We start from the raw sequence: 24,609 nt of genomic DNA, 5'->3' as shown, positions 1-24,609 counted from the left end.
TGCCGGTTTGGGTAGGGCCGCCAATGCTGATGCCCACAAAGTGCGGACAGGGTGAGTAGGCGCTACGGAAACAAGTCTCACCAGTCGTAGCGCTCATGCGGCCCACCGGCGAAACTCAATTCAACAGGCTCCGCCTGTCTGACGTGCCCCGTGGTGGTTGTCCGGTTCCGTCCGGGCCGCTCAGGCCGCGGTCGCGCGGCTGGCGGCCGGCGCCTGGGGACGGGCCGGCGGGTCGATGGGCCGCAGCCGGGACATCGGCGGGGACAGCCGCCGGCCCCGCCACAGGTACGTCCCGGCGACGGCGACAACGAGCGCGATGCCCAGGTACAGGACGCGGTAGTCGACGAAGGACACCAGGACCGCCCCGATGCCGATCGAGGCGGCCTGCGGCCCCATGATCATCGCGTCGTTCACCGCCGTCACCCGGCCGAGCAGCCACGCCGGGGTGAACCGCTGGACGAGGGTGGTGATGCCGACGATCGCCATCGGCACCCCGGCGCCGAAGACCGCCACCGCGACCATGCCCACGGGCAGCACCGGCACGGTGAGCGCGAGGGTGGCCGGGACGAACAGCAGCAGCCCCAGCGCCGCGCCGCCGATCTCGCCGTACCGGTTGATCACCGTCGGCGCGGTGAGCCCGCCCAGCAGGCCGCCCACCCCCTGGACCGCCATGAGGACGCCGACGAAGCCGGGGTCGGTCAGCCGCAGGCCCTTGTCGACGTACGCGAAGATCAGTGCCTCGCCGAAGCCCAGCGCCAGCATCGCCACCGCCGCGCCCATCACCGTACGGCGCAGCGCGGCCCGGCCGATGAGGTGGCTGTACCCGGCCATCAGCTCCTCGCGCAGCGGCTGGCGCGGCACGTACAGCCGCAGCCGCGCCGGCGGCAGCGTCGCCACCGCACCGGCGGCCACCAGGAACCCGGTGCCCGCCACGACGGCCAGCGACCACGGTCCGATGGCGACGTACAGGCCGGCGCCGACCAGCGGCCCGCACATCCGCAGCCCCTGCTTGACGGTCTGCACGGCACCGTTGGCCTCGACGAGCAGCGGGGCCGGCAGCATCTCGCGCAGCAGCGCGTTGAGGGTGGCGTTGCCGGCGATGCCCGCCAGCCCGTACAGCCCGGCCACCACGTAGATCACCCACACGTCGGCGGCGCCGCCGACCAGCAGCAGCGGCAGCAGCGCGGCCGCGGCGCCGACGTTCACCGCGGCGAAGAACGGGCGCCGCGGGAAGCGGTCCACCAGCCAGCCCACCAGCGGGGCCAGCGCCATCGGCGCCGCGACGGCGAACAGCGTCACCCCCGCGAGGCCGTCCGACCGGGTGAGGTCCTTGACCCAGATCGCGAGCGCCAGGACCAGTACCGAGTCGGCGACCAGGTTGGCGACCAGCCCGGCGAAGAGTCGGCGGAACTCGGGGAGCTTGAGGACGGTGCGCATTCAGGGGCACTCCGGTCGAGGGGGGAGGGGTGGCGGTGCCGCGGCGGTCGGTGGGGGGCCGCCTGGTGCGCGGAAAGCGTCTACTGTGGGGCCGCGGGCACCGGCACCCCCCAGGCGACGAAGCGGATCGGACGGGCACCCTCCGGCCGGTCGGCGGGTAGGGCCGCACGGCCCGCGTAGCGCAGCAGGATGGCCTCGATCTCGGCGGAGACCGCGGCCAGCTCGTCGGCGGTCAGCCACCCGATCGCCTGATTGACGAAACCGTTGTCGCGCCACGCGGCGGGCTCGGCGCGCCGGGCGGCGCGCCAGTCGCTCAACTGGTCGAGCTCGCGGCGCAGCAGCAGTTCGCTGACGGCGCTGCCGGCGTGGGCCAGCGCGGCGGAGTCGTCCGCGGCGCCCCAGCGCCGCGGACGGAAGATCGCCCGCCAGGGGCGTCGGCGGCCGGCACCGCCGCCGGCCTCCTCGACGTAGCCGTAGCGGGCCAGTTGACGGAGGTGCCAGGAGCAGTTGGCCGGACTCTGGGAGAGCCGTTCGGCGAGTTCGGTGGCGGTCGCCGGACCGCCGAGGAACAGTTCGTCCAGGAGTTGGAGTCGGACCGGATGAGCAATTGCACGCAGTTCCTGTGGATCCCGCACCTCATGCACTTCTAAATCGTTCACTCTCTGGACGCCGGTCACCCGGCCAGCGTACGGCCCGCAAGGTATCTTTAGAAAGGTTCCTTGCGAAGATCACGAGCTTGTCCCATGTTCCGACCGTCGGTGATCTTCCAACTGTCCAACGTGGTCGTCAACACCTTGTCGCCAAGGAGGTTCCGCCGGTGCCCCGCGCAGCCAGCCCCAGCGTGCGCCGCCGCCGACTCGGCGCGGAACTGCGCCGCCTCCGCGAGGGGGCCGGGCTGACCGGCGATCAGGTCGTGGAGATGATCGGCTGGGCCTCCTCGTCGAAGATCTCCCGGATCGAGAACGGTCGCAGCCGCGCCGACCTGGGCGACATTCTCGACCTGCTCGACCTGTACGGCACCACGGGGCCGCTGCGCGAGCAACTCGTGGCCATCGCGCGTGACGCGGGTAACAGTCGTGGGTGGATGCGCGCGTACCCGTCGATGACGCCGCAGCAGCGTTCGTACGCCGAACTCGAAGTCGGCTGCTCCATGATCCGCGAGTACGCGCAACAGATCCTCCCCGGTCTCATCCAGACTCCCGGATACGCCCGATGGCGGATCCTCGGCGGCCGACCGTCCGGCCCGGACGACCTGGAGGCCGAGGTCGCCGCGCGGGCCGCCCGCACCAGCCTGCTGCACGTCGAGAACGACCCGCCGGTGTACGAGGCGATCCTGGAGGAGTCCGCCTTCTCCCGCCGCGTGGCGCCGCCCGACGTCCTCGCCGACCAGCTCGAACACCTGCACGCGCTGGCCGACCTGCCGCACGTGACCCTCCGGCTGCTCGCCCCGGAGGTCGTCGTCGGACCGTGGTACGTGCCGGCGACCTCGTTCTCGATCTACCAGTTCGTCGACCCCGACGACCCCGGGACCGTCGCCGTCGAGGCGCTGGCCCGGGACCACCTCCTCAGCGACGGCAGCAGCCTACGCGAGTACCTGAGCGCGTTCGGCTGGCTGCGGGAGGCCGCCCGCTCCCCGGCGGCCACCCGCGAATGGTTCGCACAGGCGGCGAGAGCTGCCCGCGCGTCCGCACCCTCCACCCCCCAGTTGGACTCGCCGTCCTCCCCAGACGGCGAATCCGCCGGCCGTCCGGCGAAACCCCCTGCACCACGCGGCCCCGACAGCCGCATCACCGCACCCACAGCGTGAGCACGGCCGACGGCGGCCGCACGCGAAACCAACCTCACCAGGAGTTACCGACAATGACCACGCCCGAGCTCACCGGCCTGCTCCGCGACGCGCACTGGCGGACGGCCACCCGGAGCGCCTCGACGAACTGTGTCGAGGTCGCCACCCTGGACCGCGCCAACGTCGCCGTCCGCGACAGCAAGGACCGCGGCGGCCCCGTCCTCTTCTTCGGCCGCGACGCCTGGCAGGGCTTCGTCGCCGGCATCCGCGCGGGCGACTTCGACCGCGCCTGACCTGATCGCACGACACGCCTGACCGCACGACACGGTGGGGGCGGCCCGTCAGGCCGCCCCCACCGCCGTGTCCGGCGCCAGCCGGCCAGCCGGTGCCAGCCGGCCACCCGGTTCAGCCGGCCAGCCAGTGGTTGACCAGCGAGGCCGAGATCGAGGCGTTGTCGGTGACGGCGACGCGCGCGCCGTCGGGCAGCCGCAGCGTCTCCCCCGCCCGGACCGCCGCCACCTCCGCGCGGGTGAACCAGCGCGCCTCCGCGATCTCGGCCGGGTCCGGGCGCAGCGGCGTCGCGGGATCGGCCTCGGCCAGGAAGCCGAGCATCAGCGACGACGGGTACGGCCAGGGCTGCGAACCGACGTACCGGATGTCGCCCACCGCGACCCCCACCTCCTCCCCGACCTCGCGGGCCACCGCCGACTCGGCCGACTCCCCCGGCTCCACGAAGCCGGCGAGGCAGGAGAAGCGCTTCACCTCCGCGTTGTCCCACCCTGCACCCACGGCCAGCAGACACTGCCCCTGCGTACCTGGCCGGCCGTCCCAGAGCAGCATGATCACCGCCGGGTCGGTCCGCGGCCAGGAGCGGGCACCCTCGGCGTCCACGTGGGACCAGCCGGCCTCGCCGGCCGTCGTCGGCGTACCGGACCGGGCGGCGTACCGGTGGCGGGCGTGCCAGTGGGCGATGCCCAGCGCGGTGACCAGAAGGTCGGCGTGCAACGGGGACAGCACGTGCGCCGCGTCCCGCAGGCCGGCCAGCCGCTGACCGGCGGAGGGCGCCAGCGGGGCGTCGACCGCGAAGTACGGCGTCCCCTCGCCGTCGACGCCCAGGAACCACGCGCCGACGCCCGGCGCGGCCGCCGTAGGCGCCTCGCCGGTGCCCCGCAGGACCAGCCCGTCGGCCTCGTCGACCGCCGCGACCCCGGCGCCGGTGTCGACCACCACGAGCCGGGCGCGGGACCAGGCCGCCGCCAGCCACTCGTCGTCGGCGCGGCGGTGCGCGGCCCGGTCCAGGACCGCGCGCGCCAGTGGAATGTCGGCCAACTACCCCGTCCCGTCTGCTCCCGGCCCGGCGCCCCCGGCGGGGCGGCCGCGCCGCCTGCGCCTACGCGGCCCGCTCCACCGGCAGCAGCGCCGCCAGCCCCGGCTCGATCCGCGCGACCTCGCCGAGCACGATGCCGACCGCCCGCGACGGCGCCAGGTACCGCGCCGCCGCCTCGGCCACCTGCTCGCGGGTCGCCGACGCCAGCGCCTCGCTGTACGTCGCCACGTGGTCGATCCGCAGCCCCAGCCCCGCGTACGCGGTGACCAGGCCCGCGAGGCCCGCCTGCGTCGACATCTGGATCCGCAGCGCGCCGAGGACGTAGTTGCGCGCCTGCTCCAGCTCGTGCGGCTCCGCCGGCAGGCTCGCCGCCCGGCCCAGCTCGTACATCGTCTCCAGCATCGCCGGGGCGGTGACCTCCGTGGCGACCTCGGCCGACAGCACGATCATCGAACCGGCCGCGCCGTGCTCGACGCTGGCGAACGGGCTGTAGGTGTACCCCTTGTCCTCGCGGATGTTCTCCACCCAGCGGGAGGAGAAGTACCCGCCGAAGACCAGGTTGGCCAACTGCATCGCCGCGTGCTCCGGGTGGCTGCGCCCCACCGCCGGCAGCGCCAGCCGCAGCGAGGACTGCACCGCGCCGGGCCGGTCGACCAGCAGCAGCGGCGCCTCCGGCGGCCCGGGGATCGCCGGTATCGCCTTGCCGGCCGCCTCGCCCCTCCACCGCCCGAGCGCGGCTTCGACGCGGTCGAGGGCCTGCTCCGGGCGGATGTCGCCCACGACCACGAGGTACGCCCCCCGCGGGGTGACCCGCAGCGCGTGCAGTCCGCGCAGGTGCCCCGCCCCGACCGCGCGGACCTGGGCCGCCCCCGGCACCTCCACGGCGTACGGGTGGCCGCCGAACCGGCGGCGCAGCAGCGCCGCCCGCGCGAGGTGTCCCGGCTGGGTCTCGGCGATCTCGATGTGGTCGGCCAGCCGCTCGCGCTCGGTGGTCACCTCGTGCGCCGGGTACGCCGCGTCGGCGAGCACCTCGTGCAGCAGCTCCAGCGTGGTGTCCAGCCCGCTGGCCAGGCAGTTGCCCGAGACGGTCAGCCAGTCGGGGTCGTGGTCGGCGCCGAAGCCGCCGCCGACGGCCTGGAGCGCAGCGGCCAGCTCGACGGCCGAGCGCTGCGAGGTGCCGGTGAACAGCGCCGAGGCCAGGACGCTGGCCCGGGCCAGCGGCGCCCTGGCGAAGGGGATCCGCAGCCGGATCTCCACCAGCGGTACCGCCGGGCGGCGCACGGCGATCACCGTGAGGCCGCTGCGCAGCCGGCGCTCCGCCGTGGCCGGGATCTTCAACTTCGTCGGCCGGCCCAGCGCCGGCAGCTCCGTCACCGTCACCGCGCACCTCCGGGCATCGCCTCGACCACCGCGCGACGCTGCGGGCGCAGCGTCGCCGCCGCCGCGGACACCTGCTCCGCGGTCACCTCCGACACCAGTCCGGGTAGCGCGTTGAGCAGCTCCGGGGCGCCGCGCTGCTGCTCCAGCACCGCCATCCGCAGCGAGCGCTGGAGGACCGAGTCGGTGTCGCGCAGCAGGTGGGTACACATCCGGGCGCTGACCCGGGCCAGCTCGTCGGCCGGCACTCCGCCGGTGGCCACCCGGTCCAGCTCCTCGTCGGCCGCGGTCAGCACCGCGTCCGTGCTGCCGCCCGGCGGCAGGCCCGCCTGCATCAGCAGGGCCGTCGGGTTGCGCGCGTCGAACGGGTCGCCCATGAAGCCCAGGTACGCGCCGACCTGCGTCGCCGACCGGTCGTCCTGCACCAGCCGCCGGACGAGCCGGGAGGCGTCGCCGTCGGTGAGGACCTCGGCCAGCACCACGTAGGGCAGGTAGGCGGCCAGATCCGCCACCGGGTCCGGCACCCGCCAGCCCGCCGCGATCATCGGCAGCGGCGCGAGCGCGTCGGTGTACGCCGCCCGCCGCTCGGCGGTCAGGTCCGGCTCGTCGAAGTCCGGGCGCTCCGGCGCCGGCCGGGCCTCGACGCTGCCGAAGTGCCGCTCCACGAGCGCGGTGCAGGCTGCCACGTCGAAGTCGCCGGAGACGGTCAGCACTGCGTTGCCGCACGCGTAGTACCGGTGGAAGAACTCGGCGGCGTCGTCGACGGTCGCGCTCTCCAGGTCGACGAACGAGCCGTACCCGTCGTGGGCGTTCGGGAACGTCTCGAACATCACCGGCGGCAGCTTCAGCCACGGGAAGCCGCCGTACGGGCGGTTGAGGACGTTGACCCGGATCTCCTCCTTGACCACGTCCACCTGGTTGCGCAGATTCTCCTCGGTCAGCGCCGGGCCGCGCATCCGGTCGGCCTCCAGGAACAGCGCGCGCTCCAGGGCGTTGCTCGGCATGATCTCGAAGTAGTCGGTGTAGTCCAGGTGGGTGGAGCCGTTGAAGCTGCCGCCCGAACCCTGTACGTGCCGGAAGTGGGCCAGCTTCTCCAGGTTCGCCGAGCCCTGGAACATGAGGTGCTCGAACAGGTGCGCGAAGCCCGTGCGGCCCTCGGGCTCCGACCGGATGCCCACGTCGTAGACGACCGCGACCCCGACGACCGGCGCGCTGCGGTCGGGGCTGAGCACCACCCGCAGGCCGTTGTCCAAGGTGAACCGCTCCGCGGGGTACCGGGTCACCGGTACTTTCACTGTCTTCATCCGCCCTGCCACCCCCCGACCCTAGCCTGCCGCGCTCCCCGACCACGTCACTCACCCGAGGATTGCCCCGGCGAGCGACGCCGGCCCGCCGCCGGGACGCACGGGAAGCAACGCACCGATGCCGTCCAGCACGGTGCGCGCGTGCCTGACACCCGCCACCCGTAGGGGTAAGCGGGCTTGTGTGACCGAGGGATCGACCTGACCCGACCACCAGCCGGTCTCGGGCGCCGACTCCGCCCGCCGCGACCTCCCTACGTTCCATTGAGGGCTGACGTGCTGTGGCGCGACTCGATGGCCGACCGCAGGAGACCTGCCGGGCACGGTCCCGCCCGGCGGGTCGGGTGGCGCGCCCGCTGCGCGGCCGGCGGTCAGGCCGGTTGGTTGGCGCGGGCCACCAGGGTGTCGGCGAGGGTCCGGGCCTGGCGGCGGATCTCCGGCAGTGCCGTGGTCTCCCAGAAGCAGCCGCGCCGGGCCGGGCCGACCGCCCACAGCGTGTCCTGCGGACTGCCCGTGCTGTCCACGATCGCGCCGTCCGCGCCGACGTCCAGCCCCAGCCCGTACGGCCCGGGTCGGGCGAGGCCGGCCGCCACCAGGCTGCGGACCACCGGCGCGGCGTGCGCCGGCCACAGGCCGGGGCCGGTGCAGTTGATCACGGCGCCGAACCGCTCGTCGGTCTCCGGCGCGTCCGACAGGTTGGCCCGCAGGACGCTGTCGGCGTCCGCCCACAGGTGCCGCAGCCGGCCCGTACGCACGACCAGCGCGCCGGAGCGGCGGAGCTCGTCGAGGTCGTCGGCCACGACGGGGGCCATCCGGTGCCGGTGCACCTCCCAGTACCGGGCGACGTGCCGCAGGAAACGCTCCCGCTCGGCGGCGGTGAAACCGCGCCAGTAGCCGTCGAGGTGCGGCCGCAGGCCGTCGACCACGGCGCGCCAGTCGCCGGTCTCGGCGGCCGCGGACCGCACGGCCCGGACCAGCGCCGACAGCGACCGGGCTGCCGGCGGCCAGCCCGCCGGCAGTGCGGCGGGCTGGCCGCCGCGGCGGTGGGTGCGGGGCAGGAGGCCGTGCCGCGAGGTCATCACCACCGGCGCCTGGTGGCCGCCGCGGGTGAGGGTCAGGGCCACGTCCACCGCGGTGAGGCCGCTGCCCAGCAGCAGCACGGGCCGGTCGGTCGGAATCTGGGTGAGGGCGTGGGCGGCCCACGGGTCGGTGATGACCGCCGGGTGCCCGTACAGATGGGGGCCGATGCAGGCCGGGATGCCCGGGGTGGCGTTGCCGACGGCCAGGACGACCCGGTCGGCGGCGACCTGGGCGCCGTCGCGCAGCAGCAGCCGCGCGTGCCCCGGCCCGTCGACGGCCACGTGGTCGACGGTGGCCTGGGCGACGCCGAACCGGTCGGCGTACCCGCCGCGCAGGTCCGAGAAGACGTCGCGCAGGTAGGCGCCGAACCACTGGCGGGCGACGAAGGCGCCCGGCTCGACCGGGCGGCCGCGGGCCGCCGACCAGTCCAGGAAGTGGCCCACGTCGTCGGGGTCGGCGCTCATCGCGGCGGCCGGGGAGTTCAGCAGGTGCCACGGCGCCGCCGCGCCGTAGGCGACGCCCGGGCCGGGGGCGGGCTCGGCGGCGAGCAGGCGCACCCGCGCCGAGGTGCGGCGCAGCAGCTCCCTGCTGACCAGGACGCCACTGGCGCCGCCGCCGATGACGGCGACGACCTCGCCGGTGTCCGTCGCGGATCCTGCCATGCCGACCTCCGTGGGAAGGCGGCCCGCCGACCCGCTGACCGCTGCCGGGTAATCCTAGCGATGCGATAGGAAATAGCGAGGTCTCCGGACTCCTCGGTGACCCATCGATTCACTCCTGCGGTACCTGGGTGACCAGGGCGGCGAGTCCCGCGGCGTCCAGCAGGTCCGCCGGCCGGACGGTCACCCCCTCCGCGACGTAGTGGAACGCCGCGCGGACCCGCGCCACATCGACCCGGGCGAGCTGGGACCAGGCCAGCCGGTACGCCGCGAGCTGGACCGCCGCCGCCTCGGCCGCCGGCCCGGCGGGCCGGCGGCCCGTCTTCCAGTCGACGACGTCGAACCCGCCGTCGGCGTCGGCGAAGACCGCGTCCATCCGCCCGCGCAGCACCACGCCGCCGACCACGGTGGCGAACGGGACCTCGACGTCGGCCGGGGTGCGGTCCGCCCACTCGCTGGCCAGGAACGCCGTGCGCAGCCCGGCCAGCGCCGCGTCCCCGGCGGCGCCCTCGTCGGCGGCGCCGGGCAGTTCCTCGACGTCCCACAGCCGGTCCCCGCCGAAGCGGCGCTCCAGCCAGGCGTGGAAGGCCGTCCCGCGGCGGGCGTACGGGTCGGGGCGGCGGGGCAGCGGCCGGCGCAGGGAGCGGGCGAGCGCCTGCGGGTCGTGGCGGAGCGCGACGAGCTGGGACACCGACAGGTGCGCCGGCAGCGGCACCGCGACCGCTCCCGCCCGGCGGGACCGGCGCTCCCGCTCGGCCAGCAGCAGCAGCGTGTCCGCCCGCCACCGCCGGACCACCGGGTCCGGGCTCTCGGCTTCCTCCTCCCCCGCCGCCGCGGGTCCGCCCGGGGTGTCGGGGCGCCCGGCGGCGAGGGCGGCGCGGACGAGTTCCGCGGCGGCCTCCAGGTCGGGGCGGCGGGCGCCCAGCGGGTCCGCGGGCCACACGCCGGCCGTCGCGGCGGCCTCCAGCGGGTGTACCGCGTCGTCGGCCGGGTCCGGCTCCCAGTGGTCGACCACCCCCGCCCCGGCGGCGCACGCCGCGCGCACCTCCGCCAGGAACGCCGACGGCCCCCGCGGCCGCTTGACGTCCTCGCCCCACCAGTGGCCGGAGGCCAGCAGCAGCCGGCGGGGCCGGGTGACGGCGACGTACGCCAGGCGCCGCTCCTCCCGCTCGTCGTGGGCCTCCCAGTCGGCGAGGAACGCCTTGCGCGACTCGTTCAGCTCCTTCTGGTCCGCCGGGGTGGTGACGTCCAGGGCCGGCAGGCCGTCGGCGTCGCCGCGCAGCGGGAACGGCAGCGCGCCGACGCCCTTGAGGAAGTGGTCGGCGCCCTGGACCCGGCCCGGCCAGACGTGCCGGGTGAGCCCGGCGACGGCCACGACGTCCCACTCCAGGCCCTTGGCGGCGTGCGCGGTCAGGATCTGCACGGCGCCCTCGGCGACGTCCACCTCCCCCGGACTGAGGCCGCGCTCCTCGTCCTCGGCGGCGGCCAGGTAGGACAGGAACGCGGTCAGCGTCGGCGCGTCCGACTCCGCCGCGAACCGGGCCGCCGCGTCGCCGAGCGCGTCCAGGTGGGCGCGGGCCAGGCCGGCGTCGCCGTCGGTACCGGCGCCGGCCCGGACCGCGACCTCCACGTCCAGTCCGATGGTGCGCTCGACGTCGGCGACGAGGTCCGACAGCGGCTGGTCGAGCCGGCGGCGCAGGGCCGCCAACTCCCGGGCGTACGCGGTGAGCCGGGCGTGGCCGGCCGGCGAGTAGGCGCCGGGCTCGCCCAGGTCGGCCAGTGCCTCGCTGAGGGTCGCGTCGTCGAGCCGGTCGGTGACCACCTCCGGCTCGTCGGCGGCCGCCGGGCCGCGCCGCTCGGCGGCCAGCCGGCGGGACCGCCGGTGCAGGGCGACCAGGTCGCGCGGCCCGAGCCGCCACCGCGCGCCGGTCAGGCCGCGCAGCAGCGCCGCCCCGTCGGCCGGGTCGGCCAGGGCGCGCAGCGTGCAGACGACGTCGCGGACCTCCGGGGTGTCCAGCAGGCCGCCCAGTCCCACCACCTCGACCGGCAGGCCCCGGGCGCGCAGGGCCGCCTCGATCGCCGGGATCATCTTGCGCACCCGGATGAGGACCGCCGTAGTGGGCCGCCGCGCCACCGGGATCGCCTGCGGCGGCGTGTCCGGCCGCACGCGGGCGGCGGCGCGCCACGCGTGCGCCACGCCGTCGGCGATCCAGTCGGCCTCGTCGGCGTACGTGGCCAGCAGCGCGCAGTGGACGGTGGCGCCCCGGTGCCCGCGGGCGGTGCGGCCGCCGACGGTGTCGGCGACCCGGGGGGCGGCGGCCAGCGCGGCGACCCGCGCGCCGGCCGCCCGCAGCGGGCCGGACAGCGTGTTGGCCACCGCCAGGATCTCCGGCCGGTTCCGCCAGCTCGTCCGGAGCTGCCGCACCGGCGCGGGCCGGCCGGCGGCGTCGGGGAACGCGGCGGGGAACCTGTCCAGGGTGCCCGCGCTCGCCCCGCGCCAGCCGTAGATCGCCTGGCAGGGGTCGCCGACGGCGGTCACCGGGTGCCCGCCGCCGAACAGTGCCCGCAGCAGCACCACCTGGGCGTGCGAGGTGTCCTGGTACTCGTCCAGCAGCACCACCCGGAACCGCTCCCGCTCGGCGCGCCCCACGTCGGAGTGGTCGCGGGCGACGGCGGCCGCGCGGGCGAGCTGGTCGCCGAAGTCCATCGCCTCCAGGTCGCGCTTGCGGGCGGCGTACCGGTGCAGCAGCGGCAGCAGCGCGCGCCGGGCGCCCTGCCGGCTCAGCAGCTCCCGCACGTCGGCGTACACCCGCCCGGGAAGCCGCTCGACCCGGGCGAGGAACTCGCCGGTCCACTCCGCCAGGTCGGCCGGGGCGACGAGGTGCTCGGCCAGCTCCCCGGCCAGCTTGAGCACGTCGGCGACCACGGTGGCCGGCGCGCGCTCCACCTCGGACAGGTCGCCGTCGTACGTACGCACGACGGTGTCGGCGAGCTGCCAGCAGCTCGCCTCGGTGAGCAGCCGGACGGCGGGCTCGAAGCCGCCGCGCAGGCCGTGCTCGGTGACGATCCGGGCGGCGTACGAGTGGTAGGTGGCCACCGTCGGCTCCCCGCCGACGCCCGCGTCGGGTTCGCGGGCCGGGTGGCCCAGCCGCCGGTCGAGCTGGTGCAGCCGGGTCCGGACCCGGTGCGCCAGTTCACCGGCCGCCTTGCGGGTGAACGTCAGGCCGAGGATCTCGTCCGCGCGCACGTGGTCGTTGGCGACCAGCCAGACGACCCGGCCCGCCATCGTCTCGGTCTTGCCCGAACCCGCGCCGGCCACCACGAGCAGCGGCGCGACCGGCGCGGAGATGATCGCGGCCTGCTCGTCGGTGGGCGGGTGCTCCAGTCCGAGCAGCTCCGCCAGCTCGACGGGGGTGTACCGCGGCCCGGCGCTCGCCTCACCCATCCGCGCCCCCGCCGGCCCCGGCCGCGCCCCCGGGGGGCGCCACCACCTGGCGGCCCTTGCCCGAGACCGGGCAGCAGACCCGGACGGGGCAGGTCTGGCAGCGGGCGTTGGCCACAGCGGCGAAGGTCGACGCGGCCATCGTCCGCGCCGTGCGCGCCACCATCTCCCGCGCCCAGCTTGGATCCTCGGTCTCGGCCACCGGCGGCTGCGCCTGCTCCCGGGCCGTCGCCGCCGGGGTGCCGAGCTGGACGAGCGCCGCGCCGCCGGACTCCTGTCCGTACTCGGCGAACGCCCCCTCCTCCACCGCCACCTGGTAGGCGCCAAGCTGCGGGTGCGCCGCCAGCTCCGGGGCGGTCACCGAGGTGGTCCGGCCGGTCTTGAGGTCGACGACCACCAGCCGGCCCTGCGCGTCGACCTCCAGCCGGTCCACCCGGCCGGTCAGCTCGACCACCGGCGTCGCGTCGTCGAGCCGGACCGCGAACTCCCGCTCGATCGCCAGCAGCCGCCGCGGGTTGCCGGCCAGCCAGCCCAGCAGCTTGTCCACCATCACCTCGGCCCGGCGCCGCTCCCGACCGGCCAGCCAGCGCGCCGCCAGCTCGATCGCGTCGAACCGGGAGGCGACGTAGCCGAGCAGCGCGGCGCGGTCGGCCTGCGCGTCCTCGGCCAGCATGGCCGCGTTGTGCACCAGGTTGCCGACCCCCTGGGCGGCGCTGGCCGCCGCGGCGCCGCCGTGGCGCTCCAGGAGCCAGCGCAGGCTGCACCGCAGCACGCTCTCCATCGTGGAGGGCGTGACGCGCACGGCGTCGTCCTCGGCGTACAGCGGGCCGGCGTCGGACAGCGCGGGCAGCCCCCACCACTGGTCGGGGTGCGCGCCGGGGACCCCCGCGGCGGCGAGCTGGGCCAACTGGTCGGCCGCCGCCCGGCGGCGCGGCTCCGGCGCGGCGGGGTCGGCGACGGCGGCCCGCAGCTCGGCCACCAGGGCCGGCAGCGTCAGCGCCCGGGGCAGCCGCCGGACCGGCAGCGCCGGCACCGCCTCGCCGGCACCGGCCGCCCCGGCGCCCAGCTCGTGCAGGAACCGGCTGGGCTGCTCCTCGCCGTCGGCGCCGCCGACCGCCCCGGAGGCGACCGCCGTCGCCACCAGCCGCCGCCGGGCGCGGCTGACCGCGACGTGGAACAGCCGGCGCTCGTCGTCCAGCAGTGCCGACACCTGGCCGGCCGCCGCGGCCGCCCCGCCGGTACCGGCCCGCCCGGCCACGAGGTCGACCAGCCGCTCGGCGCCCAGCAGGCTGCCGCGCAGCCGCAGGTCCGGCCACACGCCCTCCTGGACGCCGGCCACGACGACCACGTCCCACTCCAGGCCCTTGGCCGCGTGCGCGGACAGCAGCGCGACCGTCTCCTCCCGGACCGCCGTCGGCGCCAGGCTGTCGGCCGCCACCTGCTGGCCCAGTACGTGGTCGAGGAACACCTCGGTGCGCGCGCCGGGCAGCCGGTCGACGAAGCGGGCCGCCAGCGCGAACAGCGCGACCACGGCGTCCAGGTCCTGGTCGGCGGCCGCGGCCCGCCGCCGCTGCACGTGCCCGGCCTCCCCCTCGCGCGGCGGCCGGGTGGCCAGGGCCGCCCAGCGCTCGGCCAGCCCGGTGCGCTGCCAGAGCGCCCACAGGACGTCCTCGACCGTCGAGCCGGGTGCCTCGTGCGCCCGCCGCGCGGCCGCCAGCGCGTCGGCCACCGCGCGCGCCGGCTCCGCCCAGCGCCGCTCGACCGCGGCCAGCTCGGTCGGGTCGCGCAGCGCCTCCACCAGCAGGTCGCCGGTGGACCGGTCGTCGCCCGCGGCGAGCGCCAGGGCGCGCAGGCCCTGCCGCAGCCGCCGCTCGGCCAGCGGGTCGGCGCCGCCCAGCGGCGAGTGCAGGAGGGCGACGGCGGCGTCCTCGTCCAGCGCCGCCGGGTCCACGGCGCAGCGCAGCACCCGCAGCAGCGGCGCGACGGCCGGCTGCCGGTGCAGCGGCGACTCCTCGACCTGGGTGGACGTGGGCACGCCGGCCACGTGCAGGGCGCGCTGGATCGCCGGGAGCTGGCCCCGCGCCGACCGGACCAGGACCGCCATCCGGGACCAGGGCACACCGTCGCGCAGGTGCGCCTCGCGCAGCACGTGGGCAGCGTAGGCGGCCTCGCTGGTGGCGGTGCGGAAGGTAGCGACCTCCACCGGCGGCCGCCCCTCCGCGCCGGGCTGGCCGGCCGCGGGGCCGCCCGGGACGCCGACCGCGCCGCCCGCGGGGCCGACCGGGGTGGCCGCGGGGTCGGCCGGGGTGGGGTGCCGGTGCGGGCCGGGGCCGCGCAGGCGGGCGGCGACCCGCCGGCTCGCGGCCCACAGCTCGCCGCCGCACCGGTGGACGGTGTCCAGCACCGCGGTCGCCGCCGGGGACCCCGGGCCGGCGAACCGGTCGCCGAAGTCGCGGACCCCCGCCGGGTCGGCGCCGCGGAAGCCGTAGATCGCGCTGTCCGGGTCGGCGAAGGCCACCACCGGGGCGCCGCCGCCGGCCACGAGCGCCAGCAGCTCCCGCTGGGCGGGGTCGGTCTCGGCGTACTCGTCGACGTAGACGTACGCCAGCCGGCGGCGCTCGGCCGCCAGCAGCTCCGGGTCGGCGCGCAGCAGGTCCGCGGCGGCGCGGATCAGCTCCGCGTGGTCGTACGCCGGGGCGCCGCGGGTGGTCGCCTCGCGCAGGGCGAGCACCTCGACGTACTGGTCGACGAAGTCGGCGGCGCTGACCCAGTCCGGGCGGCCGAGGTCCCGCCCCAGCCTCGCCAGCTCGGCGGCGTCGATGCCGCGCTCGGCGGTCCGCAGGAGCAGGTCGCGGAGCTGGCCGGCGAACGCGCGGGTGCCCAGCGCCGCGGCCAGCCCGGCCGGCCAGGGCACCGTCGGCACGCCGTCGCCGGGCTCCAGCAGCTCGCGGATGACGAGGTCCTGCTCGGGGCCGCTGAGCAGCCGCGGCGCCGGCTCGCCGGCCGCGCCCGCGGCCCGGCACAGCAGCCCGAAGGCGTACGCGTGGAAGGTCCGCACCAGCGGCTCGTGCACCGCGTCGGCGGCGCCGGTCACCCGCGCCTCGATCCGGTGCCGCAGCGCCCCGGCGGCCCGCCGGCCGAAGGTGAGCACGAGGATCCGCTCGGGGTCGACGCCGGTGGCGACGCGGGCGGCCACGGCCTCCACCAGCACCCGGGTCTTGCCGGTGCCGGGCGCGCCGAGGACCAGCAGCGCGCCCGCGCCGTGGTCGACGACCCGCTGCTGGGCGGCGTCGGCGGCGGGCCGCGGCGCCGGCGCCGCGGCGGCGGGCCCGCCAGGGGGGGCGCCGCCGTCGGTCGGGCGGCGCACCAGCCGGAACTGCGGCGTGCTCACGCCGGTATGAGACCACGCCGGTACGACGGCGGGACACCGGCACGCCCCGCGGGGGTGCCGCCCCGCACCACACCCGACCGGTGGTCAGTCGGCGCGCGGGGCGCCACCCGGCCGCAGCGGGGCGCACCGGGCCAGCGCCGCGGCCGTCCCCGGGTCCCCGGTCCGGTCCGGGTCGCCGGGCGGGACGCCCCGGTCGCGCAGGCAGCTACGGTAGGCCGCGCCGGGGCCGCGCGCGCCGGGTCGCCGCGCCGGGCGCAGCGGCCCGCACGCGTGCCGGGCCTTCTCCCAGGTGGCGTCGTCGACGCCCGGCGGCTTGCCGAACACCCCGCCGGACCGGCGGGCGGGGCGGTCGGCCGGCGGCGTGCCGCCGGGGTGCGAGCGGCCCGCGCCCGGGCTGCGGGCGGGGCGGCCGGACGGGCGGGTGAGCACCACGCCGTTGTCGCGCAGGCAGTCGAGGTACGCCCTGAACTGGCCGTCCCGGCCGCCACCCGCGGCGGGCCGCGGCTCCGCGTCCGCGCCGCAGCACCCGCCGAGCACCAGGGCGCCGGCCACCAGGACAGCCGCCGCGGCACTCCCCGACCTCGCGCTACGCCACACCGGTGCCTCCTGCGAGGGTGCGCGGCGGTCGGTGGAGCCGCCCTGCGGGCCGCGGTCCGGTCAGCCAACGCGCCTCAGCTCAGCGCCAGGTGGGACGCGACTCGGAGTTTCCTCGGAATCGGACCCGACCCCTGCGCTGTCGTGGCGGGCGTTCCCGGCCGGGTTCCGGTTCGCGGAGGTGCCGATCCGGTTCGCCGGCCGACGGCTGCCAGGCGGCCCGACCGGGGGCGCCGGTCCTCCCCCGCCGTCCGCCGCCGCACCAGCACCGCCCCGGGTGCGCGGCTCAGGAGTCGTCGGTGTCGGCCGCGGGCAGGAGCACCCGGAAGGTGGCGCCGCGGCCGGGCGTCGAGTCCAGGGCGACGGTACCGCCGTGGCCGTGCACGATCGCCGACACGATCGCCAGCCCGAGGCCCGCGCCCCCGCCGAGCGACCGGGTCCGGCTGGCGTCGACCCGGTACAGCCGCTCGAACACCCGGTCGGCGTGCGCGGGCGCGATGCCGACACCGGTGTCGGACACCTCCAGGACCGCCACCGGGCCGTCCGGCCGGTCCGGCGGGTCGGCGTCGGTCGGCGCGTCCCGGCTGCCCACCCGGACGGTCACCGTCGCGTGCGCGCCCGCGTGCCGGAGGGCGTTGTCGACGAGGTTCGCCGCGACCTGGCGCAGCCGGTGCTCGTCGCCGTCGACCAGGACCGGGCCGAGGTCCCCGGCGACCGGCTCCAGGCGGACGGTCCGCTGCGGCGCGCGCGCCCGGGCGTCCCGGACGGTGTCGGCGACCACGGCCGTCAGGTCGACCCGCTCGCGGGCCATCGGGCGCTGGACGTCGAGCCGCGCGAGCAGGAGCAGGTCGTCGACGAGCAGGCCCATCCGCACCGCCTCGTCCTCGATCCGGCCGATGGTCTCGTCCAGCGCCGGCCCGGGCGGGGCGCCGCCGCGGCGGTACAGCTCGGCGAAGCCGCGGATCGACGTCAGCGGCGTGCGCAGCTCGTGGGAGGCGTCGCCGAGGAACCTGCGCAGCCGGTGCTCGGACTGCGCCCGCGCGGCGACCTCCGCCTCCAGCCGCGCGAGCATCCCGTTGAGGGTGGCGCCGAGCCGCCCGGGCTCGGTGTGCGGGTCGCCGCCCGGTACCCGCCGGGACAGGTCCCCGACCGTGATCCGCGCCGCGACCTCGCCCATCCGGGTCAGCGGGCTGAGCCCGATCCGCACCACCCAGAAGCCGACCAGCCCGAGTGCGACCAGCACCACGCCGCCGGCCGCGGCGTCGATGAGCAGCAGCGACCGGGTGGTGGCGGCGACCTCCCGCAGGGACGCGGCCAGCACGACGACGCCGCCCCCCTCCCGGCTCCGGGCCACCGCCCGCCAGGTGCCGTCGGCGGCGACGGTGAACGGCCGGCCGGTCGCGGCGCGCGCCCGCAGGGCGGGGTAGTCGGGCAGCGTCGGCGCCCGCAGCGCCGGGTCGACCTCGCTGCGGCCGGCCAGCACCCCGTCGGCGCCGTAGAAGTACAGCGCGACGTCGGCGCCGAGGGTCCCGGCGCGGTCCCGGCCCGCCGGGGGCGGCGTACCGCGGGCGGCGCGGTGGCCCATCGCGGTCAGCCGCTCGTCGACCTGGTCGACGAGGTACGTGCGCAGCAGCACCACGCCCGCGGCGTTGGCGGCGACGAGCCCGACCGCGGACAGCAGGATCAGCGCCGCGGCCAGCCGGGCGCGCAGGGTCCACGGCCGCCACGCCGGCCGCGTCCACGCCGGACGCGCCCACGCGGGCCATGACCGCCACGCCGGACGCGCCCACGCGGGCCACGGTCGGCGCGCCCACCACCGGCGCCGCGTCGGGCGCGGCGCGGTCACGCCTCCGCGCCCCGCGGCAGCCGCAGCGCGTACCCCACCCCGCGCACCGTGTGGATCAGCGGCGGTCCCGTCCGGTCGATCTTGCGGCGCAGGTAGTAGACGTACGACTCCACGATCCGGCCGTCGCCGCCGAAGTCGTACTCCCACACCCGGTCCAGGATCTGCGCCTTGCTGACCACCCGGCCGGCGTTGGCCAGCAGGTACCGCAGCAGCCGGAACTCCGTCGGCGACAGGTCGATCCGCTGCCCGCCCCGCCGCACCTCGTACGCCTCGACGTCGAGTTGCAGGTCCGCGTAGCTGAGGACGGTCTGCTCGGCCGCGGGCTCGTCGGCGGCCTCCGTGCCGGACCGGCGCAGGATCGCCCGGATCCGCAGCACGACCTCCTCCAGGCTGAACGGCTTGGTCACGTAGTCGTCGGCGCCCGCGTCGAGCCCGGCGATCCGGTCGCCGACGGCGTCGCGGGCGGTGAGGAACAGTACCGGCGTCCCGTGGCCGGCCTGGCGCAGCCGGCGGGCGACCTGGAAGCCGTCCAGATCGGGCAGCATCACGTCGAGGATCACCAGGTCCGGCGCGTACTCCTCCGCCGCGATCAGCGCGGCGTGCCCGGTCCCGGCGACCCGGACGTCGAACTGGAGGAGCCGCAGCGTCGCCGACAGCAGGGCGGAGATGTGCGGCTCGTCGTCGACCACGAGCACGCGGGTACCGCGCGGCGGCTGGCTGCTCGCGCCCACAGCACCCCCTTCGGCCACGGATGTCGAAGGCAGTGTTCTAGCAGCGGCCCCTGAAGCCCCGGTGTGGCGCGGCTGAGCCCCCGCGGGGGCTCAGCCGCGCCGGAGGGCTCAGCCCGGGCGGCGTCACAGCCGGTCGGCGGCCTCCTGCTGGTCGCGGACGAGCCGGGCGGCCGCGGCGCGCTCGGCCTGCTCCTGGGCCGTGATCGCGGAGTCGGCGGCCACGACGTGCTGCAGCGCCTCGTCGACGTCGTCGGTGACGGTCAGCAGTTCGAGGTCCGCCTCGGCGATCTTGCCGGCGGTCGCCATCGTCGTGCGCAGCCAGTCGACCAGGCCGCCCCAGTACGCCGTTCCCATCAGGACCACCGGGAAGCGGGTCACCTTCCGGGTCTGCACCAGCGTCAGTGCCTCGAACAGTTCGTCCATGGTGCCGAAGCCGCCGGGCAGCACGATGAACGCCTGGGCGTACTTGACGAACATGGTCTTGCGGGCGAAGAAGTACCGGAAGTCGATGCCGAGGTCGACCCACTCGTTCATGCCCTGCTCGAAGGGCAGCTCGATGCCGAGCCCGACCGACAGCCCGCCGGCCTCGGCGGCGCCTTTGTTCGCCGCGGCCATGACGCCCGGCCCGCCGCCGGTGATGACCGCGAACCCGGCCCGGGCCAGCGCCTCGCCGATCCGCTCGCCGAGCCGCCACTCGTCGCTGCCCGGCTTGCTGCGGGCCGAGCCGAAGACGCTGACCGCCGCCGGCAGGTCCGCCATGGTGTCGAAGCCCTCGACGAACTCCGACAGGATCCGCAGCGCGCGCCACGAGTCCTTCGTCTTCCAGTCCTCGCGGGAGCGGGAGTCGAGCAGGCGCTGGTCGGCCGTGCTGGGCGGGATCGCGTCGCGGCGGGTCAGGACCGCGCCGCTGTGCCGTTCGCGCCCCCGGCGCACCGCCGCCCGTTCGCGGCGCGCGTGCGCCGCCGCCTCGGTTGCCGGTGCCTCGCGCGCCGGCTCCCCGGCGCCGCCCAGAGCATCATTCATGGTCATTACCGTAGTGTCCGGGGACTGTATCGTCGCAGACCGCAACCTTTTCCGCCCCTGAAGCGTCTATAACGTAAAGACGCGGGTATGCCGGCGCGTACCCGAACCGGGGGAAGGGGGGCACCACCGATGACCCGTACCAGCCTGGTCCGGCGACGCCGTGTCCTGAATCGCCGCATCCGCGCGGCCGTCGCGGCCCGTCGGCTGGCTGCCGCCGTCCGGGACCTCGACGCCAAGGCCCTCGCGCCCGAGGAGCGGGTCCCCGCGGTCGCCTGAACCGGCCCGCCTCAGGCACTCCCCTGCCCGGGCCGACCGGTGTCCCCCGCCCGAGGCGGCGGGTCCACCGTGGACAGAGCGACCTCAGCCCGCCAGCCACGCCCGCAGCACCCGGGCCCCCTCGACGATCCGCGGAATCTCGACGTGCTCGTCGCGCCGGTGCGCCAGGTTCGGGTCGCCGGGGCCGAAGTTGACCGCCGGCACGCCGCGCGCCGAGAACCGGGACACGTCGGTCCAGCCCAGCTTCGCGGCGGGCGCGTCGCCGACCGCGGCGAGGAAGTCCCGGGCCGCCGGCTGGTCCAGGCCGGGCAGCGCGCCGCCCGCCACGTCGACCACCGCCACCGGGTAGCCGGCGAAGACCTCCCGCACGTGCGCCAGGGCGTTCTCCACCGAGCGGTCGGGGGCGAACCGGAAGTTGACCACCACGGCGCAGTGGTCGGGGATGACGTTGCCGGCCACACCGCCCTCGACCGCCACGGCGTTGAGGCCCTCGCGGTACCGGCAGCCGTCGATGTCCACCTCCCGCGCCTCGTAGGCGGCGAGCCGGGCCAGCGGTACGGCCGCGGCGTGGATCGCGTTGCTGCCCAGCCAGGAGCGCGCCGAGTGCGCCCGCACGCCCGCCAGGTCGACCCGCACCCGCAGGGTCCCCTGGCAGCCGGCCTCCACCCGCCCGTAGGTCGGCTCCAACAGCACCGCGAAGTCGGCCGCGAGCCAGTCGGGGTGGGCGGTGGCGACCAGCGTGAGCCCGTTGTACTCGGCCTCGATCTCCTCCGCCTCGTAGAACAGGTACGTCACGTCGTGCCGGGGTGCGGGCAGCGTCGCCGCCAGGTGCAGGGCGAGCGCCGCGCCCGACTTCATGTCCGAGGTGCCGCAGCCCCACATCAGGTCGCCCTCGGTGCGGCTGGGCCAGTTGTCGGCCAGCGGCACCGTGTCGAGGTGGCCGGCCAGGACCACCCGCTGGGGGCGGCCGAGGTCGGTGCGGGCCATGACGGTGTGGCTGTGCCGGTCGACGGTCAGCCACGGGACGCGGCGCAGCGCCCCCTCCACGCAGTCGGCGATCTCCGCCTCGTTGCGGGAGACCGACTCGATGTCCACCAGTGTCCGGGTCAGCGCCACCGGATCGGCCAGCACCTCAGGGGTCAGCGGGTTGCCCATGCCTGGCACGGTACCGTCACGTGCCATGACCGCACTGGACTCCCCCGCCTGGGGCATCGGGCTGGCCACCGTCACCGCGGACGGGCAGCTCCTCGACACGTGGTACCCGACCGGCAGGCTGGGCCTGGGGCCCGCGCCGGCGGCCGTCGCGGCGGCCGCCGCCGACAGCGCCGCGGGCGACGCCGGCCCGGGGCCGCTGGACGGTCCGGCGGGCGCAGCGCTGCTGGGCCTGCCCGCCGCGGTGGTCGGCGACCGGCCGCTGCCGGGGCTGCGGACCCGGGTGGTGGTGACGGTCGTGGCGTCGCTGGCCGACGCGCCGGCCGACGCCGCGGACGTGTACCTGCGCCTGCACCTGCTCTCGCACCGCCTGGTCCGCCCGCACCAGGCCAACCTCGACGGCCAGTTCGGCCTGCTGGCCAACGTGGCCTGGACCAGCGCCGGCCCCTGCCCGGTCGACCGGGTGGACGAGCTGCGCGGCCTGGTCCGCGCGGCCGGCGGCACGCTGGTGACGTACGGCATCGACAAGTTCCCGCGGATGGTCGACTACGTGACGCCCTCCGGCGTGCGGATCGGCGACGCCGACCGGGTGCGGCTCGGGGCGCACCTGGCCGAAGGTACGACGGTGATGCACGAGGGCTTCTGCAACTTCAACGCCGGCACGCTGGGCGTCTCGATGGTGGAGGGGCGGATCAGCGCCGGGGTCGTGGTCGGCGACGGCTCCGACATCGGCGGCGGCGCGTCGGTGATGGGCACGCTGTCCGGCGGCGGTACGGAGACCATCACGGTCGGCGAGCGCTGCCTGCTCGGCGCCAACGCGGGCGTGGGCATCTCCCTCGGCGACGACTGCGTCGTGGAGGCCGGGTGCTACGTCACCGCCGGCTCGAAGATCAGCCTGCCGGACGGCCGGGTGGTGAAGGCCCGCGAGCTGTCGGGGGTGCCGAACCTCCAGTTCTGGCGCAACGCCCAGTCCGGGGCGCTGGAGGCCCGGCCGCGGCAGGGCGGCGGCATCACCCTGAACACCGACCTGCACGCCCACAACTGACGCGCCGCCGCGGCGGGCGTCCCCCGGGTGCCCGCCGCGGCGGGCACCCGACGCGGGGTGCGGCGGCGGTCAGGACGAGTCGCAGCCGGTGCCGTCGCCGTCGCGGTCCAGGCCGTAGATGTCGTTGCCGACCACCCGGACCGGCCCGCTGACGTAGGCGGGGCCGTCGCCGCTGCCGCCGCGGCAGTCGACGTCGCGGGCCACGGGTACGCAGGCGCCGGCGTAGTTCGGGTCGCAGGACATGGCCGCCCGGGTACCCACGGCGACCACCTCGGTGACCGGCTGCCGCACCACCACCCGCCGGACCAGGACCCGCGTCCCGGCCCGGCCTCCCGAGTAGCGCACCCGGTAGGTGAGGACGGCCGTCCCCCGCACCCCCTCGGTCCGCACCCGCCGGGAGCCCGCCGCCGCGCTCGGGTCGGACACGGTCCGCCGGGCGAACGGCACGCCGCGCCGGACGTTGACCAGCCGGGTCGCGGCCGTCGGCGTGGGTGTGGGTGATGGCGAGGCGGTCGGCGTCGAGGCCGGCGGCGACGGGTCCGGCGGCGGGGTGGCGTCCGCGGCGGCGGCCGAGCTGAGGGTGTCGACCCGGCCGGCCGCGGCTTCCTCGGCGGTGCGCGGCTCGCACGCACTCGTCACGACGAGACAGCAGCACAGCGACACTGTCGCCCCGAGTGCCCTCGCCCGCCCGCCCGGGCGGTACCGGACCGCGCGCGGACGGCGCGCGACGGACTCGGGAACCGGGGTGCGCCACCAGGCCGCGGACGTCATCAGCCCAGTGTCGGCGGGCCTGCCCTCCGCGCGGGCGGCAATGGCGCCCGGCGGTCCGAACGGCCGACAGGCGCGCCCGCGGGAGGCGCGCCGCGAACGTGCCGGAGGGCCGGCCGGCCGCGGACGGTCAGACCGACCGGGTGGGGCGGCGGCGCGGGGCGGCCGGGCTCGCGGCGGTCAGCGTGTCCAGCGCGTCCAGTTCGGTGGTCAGCGTCGCCAGGTCGGTCGCCGAGTGCAGCGCCTCGCGCCGGGCGAGCGCCGTGCGGTACGCGGCCTCGTACCCGTGCGCCAGCCGGTCCACGCTGAAGTGCGCGGCGACCCGCGCCCGGCACGCCGCCGGGTCGATCTCGCCGACCCGCGCCATCGCCGCCGACAGGTCGGCGGGGTCGTCCACGATGAAGCCCGTCTCGCCGTCCACGAGCACCTCGGGGACCGCCCCGCCGCGCAGCGCCACGACCGGCGTACCGCACGCCATCGCCTCGATCATGACCATCCCGAACGGCTCCTCCCACTGGATCGGGAACAGCAGGCAGCGGGCGTGGGCGAGCAGCGCCCGCTTGGCGGTGGCGTCGGCGACCCCGAACACCGAGTCGGTGTCGCGCAGCCGCGGTTCGACCTCGGCGTGGAAGTAGGCCAGCTCGGGGGCCTCGGCGCACTTGCCGGCCAGGATCAGCGGCACCCCGGCGGCGTGGGCGGCCTCCACGGCCAGGTGCGGCGCCTTCGTCGGGTGGAACCGGCCCAGGAACAGGGCGTAGTCGTCCTTGCTCTCCTCGAACGGCCACGTTTCCAAGGTCAGCGCGTTGTGCACGGTGCCGGCCCAGTTGAGGTCGGGCGCCATCGCGCGCTGCCGGTCGCTGATGGCGACGATGTCGATGTCGGTGCCCAGCGACCGGTAGTACCGGTGCAGGTCGCTGTCGACGGGTCCGTGCATGGTGACGACGGTCGGCAGGCCGAGGGCCGCGTACGCGGGGGCGTTCAGCGGCCCGGACATCGTGTGGTCGTGCACGACGTCCAGCCCGTCGCGCAGCACGAGGTGCTCGACGGCGCGGCGGGTGACGGCGGCGTGCACCAGTTCGGGGAAGGGTTCGCCGAGGCGCTCGGGGATGGTCCGGTCCCAGACCGGCAGGAACTCCGCCGAGGTGCCGGGCCGGCCCGCGCCGATGAGCACCACCCGGTGGCCGCGGGCCACGAGCGCGTCCGCCAGGTCGGCGACGACGGCCTCGACGCCGCCGTACGCCGCCGGCGGCACGTCGAAGTACGGCGGCACCACCAGGGCGATCCGAAGTGGACTGTCGTTCGCGCCACTCATCTGGTCCTCCTCCTGGTGCCTCACACGCCCTGTTCCCCGTTCACCTTAAAATCAAATATGGA

Annotated in this window: 19 protein-coding genes; 4 read left to right on the top strand and 15 right to left on the bottom strand. The window is 76.7% G+C overall.

The features are described 5' to 3' along the window. Window positions 1-180: 180 nt before the first annotated feature. Window positions 181-1,437 carry an MFS transporter gene (locus IEY75_RS03440; RefSeq protein WP_189112713.1) on the bottom strand — a complete coding sequence of 419 codons (1,257 nt, stop codon included), beginning with the start codon at window positions 1,435-1,437 and terminating at the stop codon, window positions 181-183. Window positions 1,438-1,517: 80 nt separating this feature from the next. Further along, window positions 1,518-2,072, bottom strand: a complete 555-nt coding sequence (locus tag IEY75_RS03435) for a winged helix-turn-helix domain-containing protein (protein WP_189112712.1) — start codon at window positions 2,070-2,072, stop codon at window positions 1,518-1,520. A gap of 182 nt (window positions 2,073-2,254) precedes the next feature. Here IEY75_RS03435 and IEY75_RS03430 point away from each other — a divergent pair, with 182 nt between their 5' ends. Then, complete coding sequence (locus IEY75_RS03430; protein ID WP_189112711.1) at window positions 2,255-3,244, top strand: helix-turn-helix domain-containing protein; 990 nt, start codon at window positions 2,255-2,257, stop codon at window positions 3,242-3,244. A gap of 53 nt (window positions 3,245-3,297) precedes the next feature. Further along, a complete protein-coding gene (locus IEY75_RS03425; protein ID WP_189112710.1) occupies window positions 3,298-3,516 on the top strand; it encodes a DUF397 domain-containing protein in 219 nt (72 codons plus the stop codon). A 112-nt stretch (window positions 3,517-3,628) separates the two neighbouring features. Here IEY75_RS03425 and nudC read toward each other — a convergent pair whose 3' ends face one another. The 10 genes from nudC to IEY75_RS03375 form a co-directional block, all read right to left on the bottom strand. Further along, a complete protein-coding gene (nudC, locus tag IEY75_RS03420) occupies window positions 3,629-4,552 on the bottom strand; it encodes an NAD(+) diphosphatase (protein WP_189112709.1) in 924 nt (307 codons plus the stop codon). Window positions 4,553-4,613: 61 nt separating this feature from the next. Continuing rightward, window positions 4,614-5,930, bottom strand: coding sequence for a M16 family metallopeptidase (locus tag IEY75_RS03415; protein WP_189112708.1), 1,317 nt, complete (start codon window positions 5,928-5,930; stop codon window positions 4,614-4,616). Next, the gene (locus tag IEY75_RS03410) at window positions 5,927-7,231 is read right to left on the bottom strand and encodes a M16 family metallopeptidase (protein WP_189112707.1); all 1,305 of its coding nucleotides are present in this window, start codon (window positions 7,229-7,231) and stop codon (window positions 5,927-5,929) included. The genes IEY75_RS03415 and IEY75_RS03410 overlap by 4 nt, the downstream gene beginning before the upstream one ends. A gap of 368 nt (window positions 7,232-7,599) precedes the next feature. Further along, entirely contained in the window at window positions 7,600-8,970 is a 1,371-nt protein-coding gene (locus IEY75_RS03405; protein ID WP_189112706.1) for an FAD/NAD(P)-binding protein, read from the bottom strand. Between the two features lie 109 nt (window positions 8,971-9,079). Then, window positions 9,080-12,412 (bottom strand): ATP-dependent helicase, encoded by a 3,333-nt coding sequence (locus IEY75_RS03400; RefSeq protein ID WP_189112705.1) that lies wholly within the window; start codon window positions 12,410-12,412, stop codon window positions 9,080-9,082. Continuing rightward, the gene (locus IEY75_RS03395; RefSeq protein WP_189112704.1) at window positions 12,405-15,800 is read right to left on the bottom strand and encodes an ATP-dependent helicase; all 3,396 of its coding nucleotides are present in this window, start codon (window positions 15,798-15,800) and stop codon (window positions 12,405-12,407) included. Before IEY75_RS03395 ends, IEY75_RS03400 begins: the two co-directional genes overlap by 8 nt. A gap of 84 nt (window positions 15,801-15,884) precedes the next feature. After that, window positions 15,885-16,397, bottom strand: coding sequence for a hypothetical protein (locus IEY75_RS03390; protein WP_189112703.1), 513 nt, complete (start codon window positions 16,395-16,397; stop codon window positions 15,885-15,887). 283 nt (window positions 16,398-16,680) lie between these two features. Further along, the gene (locus IEY75_RS03385) at window positions 16,681-18,240 is read right to left on the bottom strand and encodes a sensor histidine kinase (RefSeq protein WP_229789314.1); all 1,560 of its coding nucleotides are present in this window, start codon (window positions 18,238-18,240) and stop codon (window positions 16,681-16,683) included. Further along, on the bottom strand, window positions 18,237-18,971 hold the full coding sequence (locus IEY75_RS03380; RefSeq protein WP_189112702.1) for a response regulator transcription factor: 735 nt from the start codon (window positions 18,969-18,971) through the stop codon (window positions 18,237-18,239). Before IEY75_RS03380 ends, IEY75_RS03385 begins: the two co-directional genes overlap by 4 nt. A gap of 123 nt (window positions 18,972-19,094) precedes the next feature. Beyond that, complete coding sequence (locus tag IEY75_RS03375) at window positions 19,095-19,994, bottom strand: LOG family protein (protein ID WP_189112701.1); 900 nt, start codon at window positions 19,992-19,994, stop codon at window positions 19,095-19,097. Between the two features lie 129 nt (window positions 19,995-20,123). Between IEY75_RS03375 and IEY75_RS03370 the strand changes: the two genes are divergently transcribed. Continuing rightward, window positions 20,124-20,270 carry a hypothetical protein gene (locus IEY75_RS03370; protein WP_189112700.1) on the top strand — a complete coding sequence of 49 codons (147 nt, stop codon included), beginning with the start codon at window positions 20,124-20,126 and terminating at the stop codon, window positions 20,268-20,270. 84 nt (window positions 20,271-20,354) lie between these two features. Here IEY75_RS03370 and dapE read toward each other — a convergent pair whose 3' ends face one another. Then, window positions 20,355-21,425 (bottom strand): succinyl-diaminopimelate desuccinylase, encoded by a 1,071-nt coding sequence (dapE, locus tag IEY75_RS03365; protein WP_189112699.1) that lies wholly within the window; start codon window positions 21,423-21,425, stop codon window positions 20,355-20,357. Between the two features lie 25 nt (window positions 21,426-21,450). Between dapE and dapD the strand changes: the two genes are divergently transcribed. After that, window positions 21,451-22,467, top strand: coding sequence for a 2,3,4,5-tetrahydropyridine-2,6-dicarboxylate N-succinyltransferase (dapD, locus tag IEY75_RS03360; RefSeq protein ID WP_189112698.1), 1,017 nt, complete (start codon window positions 21,451-21,453; stop codon window positions 22,465-22,467). 69 nt (window positions 22,468-22,536) lie between these two features. On the opposite strand, the gene IEY75_RS03355 is transcribed toward dapD, so the two are convergent. Beyond that, complete coding sequence (locus tag IEY75_RS03355; RefSeq protein WP_189112697.1) at window positions 22,537-23,106, bottom strand: G5 domain-containing protein; 570 nt, start codon at window positions 23,104-23,106, stop codon at window positions 22,537-22,539. Between the two features lie 259 nt (window positions 23,107-23,365). Further along, window positions 23,366-24,547, bottom strand: a complete 1,182-nt coding sequence (locus tag IEY75_RS03350) for a glycosyltransferase family 4 protein (protein WP_189112696.1) — start codon at window positions 24,545-24,547, stop codon at window positions 23,366-23,368. Between the last annotated feature and the right edge of the window lie 62 nt (window positions 24,548-24,609).

This window comes from Pilimelia terevasa, from assembly GCF_014647915.1.
GTDB classification, from domain to species: Bacteria; Actinomycetota; Actinomycetes; order Mycobacteriales; family Micromonosporaceae; genus Pilimelia; species Pilimelia terevasa.
The sequence above is the reverse complement of the archived record's forward strand: the minus strand, read 5'-3'. Positions and strand labels throughout refer to the sequence as shown.